The organism is Acinetobacter sp. neg1 (genome assembly GCF_000788125.1).
GTDB classification, from domain to species: Bacteria; Pseudomonadota; Gammaproteobacteria; order Pseudomonadales; family Moraxellaceae; genus Acinetobacter; species Acinetobacter vivianii.
The window spans coordinates 1-2,181 of record NZ_JSZD01000019.1 but is presented as its reverse complement, the minus strand read 5'-3'; the positions used below and the strand labels follow the sequence as shown (position 1 = coordinate 2,181).

2 tRNA genes and 1 rRNA gene are annotated in these 2,181 nt (G+C 48.2%); all 3 read right to left on the bottom strand.

The annotated features are described in order from the left end of the window. Positions 1-260 precede the first annotated feature (260 nt). Positions 261-336: transfer RNA gene (locus tag PJ15_RS14345), tRNA-Ala, on the bottom strand. A 54-nt stretch (positions 337-390) separates the two neighbouring features. Next, positions 391-467 (bottom strand) — tRNA-Ile (locus tag PJ15_RS14340). Positions 468-526: 59 nt separating this feature from the next. Next, positions 527-2,063: ribosomal RNA gene (locus PJ15_RS14335) — 16S ribosomal RNA — on the bottom strand. Between the last annotated feature and the right edge of the window lie 118 nt (positions 2,064-2,181).

The following is a 2,181-nucleotide window of genomic DNA, read 5'->3' as shown; positions in this document are numbered from 1 at the left end:
ACCATACAGCTTCAATCTAAATTCATATACCAAAACGCTTGATTCAGTGTTTTTGCTAGTTCTCATTTCATTCAACTTAAACATTAAAATGTTTAAATCAAAGAATGAGTGAACAATTTATTTCAGACTCAATTCTACTAATCTGTTAATGATTAACTACCACCTCGTCGGTGCGTAGTAAACTGTGATAAATCACAGAAGTTAATAAGCTTTTAACTCACTAAATTCTGTAATCTTTAGCCCGTACTCCGTAAAGTACGTGGTGGAGACTAGGAGAGTCGAACTCCTGACCTCCTGCGTGCAAAGCAGGCGCTCTACCAACTAAGCTAAGTCCCCAGCTTACAATCATAATGAACGATATATCTTAATCTCAGCTTCAGCTATCAGATTTGGTGGGTCTGACAAGACTTGAACTTGTGACCCCACGCTTATCAAGCGTGTGCTCTAACCAACTGAGCTACAGACCCTCAGATACATCTTCGAAGAACAACTTGTTGTGGATTCTTACCGGTCACCAATCTTTCGTTAAGGAGGTGATCCAGCCGCAGGTTCCCCTACGGCTACCTTGTTACGACTTCACCCCAGTCATCGGCCACACCGTGGTAACCGCCCTCTTTGCAGTTAGGCTAGCTACTTCTGGTGCAACAAACTCCCATGGTGTGACGGGCGGTGTGTACAAGGCCCGGGAACGTATTCACCGCGGCATTCTGATCCGCGATTACTAGCGATTCCGACTTCATGGAGTCGAGTTGCAGACTCCAATCCGGACTACGATCGGCTTTTTGAGATTAGCATCCTATCGCTAGGTAGCAACCCTTTGTACCGACCATTGTAGCACGTGTGTAGCCCTGGCCGTAAGGGCCATGATGACTTGACGTCGTCCCCGCCTTCCTCCAGTTTGTCACTGGCAGTATCCTTAAAGTTCCCATCCGAAATGCTGGCAAGTAAGGAAAAGGGTTGCGCTCGTTGCGGGACTTAACCCAACATCTCACGACACGAGCTGACGACAGCCATGCAGCACCTGTATCTAGATTCCCGAAGGCACCAATCCATCTCTGGAAAGTTTCTAGTATGTCAAGGCCAGGTAAGGTTCTTCGCGTTGCATCGAATTAAACCACATGCTCCACCGCTTGTGCGGGCCCCCGTCAATTCATTTGAGTTTTAGTCTTGCGACCGTACTCCCCAGGCGGTCTACTTATCGCGTTAGCTGCGCCACTAAAGCCTCAAAGGCCCCAACGGCTAGTAGACATCGTTTACGGCATGGACTACCAGGGTATCTAATCCTGTTTGCTCCCCATGCTTTCGTACCTCAGCGTCAGTATTAGGCCAGATGGCTGCCTTCGCCATCGGTATTCCTCCAGATCTCTACGCATTTCACCGCTACACCTGGAATTCTACCATCCTCTCCCATACTCTAGCTTCCCAGTATCGAATGCAATTCCCAAGTTAAGCTCGGGGATTTCACATCCGACTTAAAAAGCCGCCTACGCACGCTTTACGCCCAGTAAATCCGATTAACGCTCGCACCCTCTGTATTACCGCGGCTGCTGGCACAGAGTTAGCCGGTGCTTATTCTGCGAGTAACGTCCACTATCCTAGAGTATTAATCTAAGTAGCCTCCTCCTCGCTTAAAGTGCTTTACAACCATAAGGCCTTCTTCACACACGCGGCATGGCTGGATCAGGCTTCCGCCCATTGTCCAATATTCCCCACTGCTGCCTCCCGTAGGAGTCTGGGCCGTGTCTCAGTCCCAGTGTGGCGGATCATCCTCTCAGACCCGCTACAGATCGTCGCCTTGGTAGGCCTTTACCCCACCAACTAGCTAATCCGACTTAGGCTCATCATTTAGCGCAAGGTCCGAAGATCCCCTGCTTTCTCCCGTAGGACGTATGCGGTATTAGCATTCCTTTCGGAATGTTGTCCCCCACTAAATGGCAGATTCCTAAGCATTACTCACCCGTCCGCCGCTAGGTTAGGTAGCAAGCTACCCTTCCCCGCTCGACTTGCATGTGTTAAGCCTGCCGCCAGCGTTCAATCTGAGCCATGATCAAACTCTTCAGTTTAAAATCATTAGTAGCTTATGGCTACAAATCTTGGCTCATCAATTTTCTGACTAAAAATTCGCTCAAATAAACTTCGAGAAATTTCTACCATTCAATCAATGAAATATTTTCGATTGAT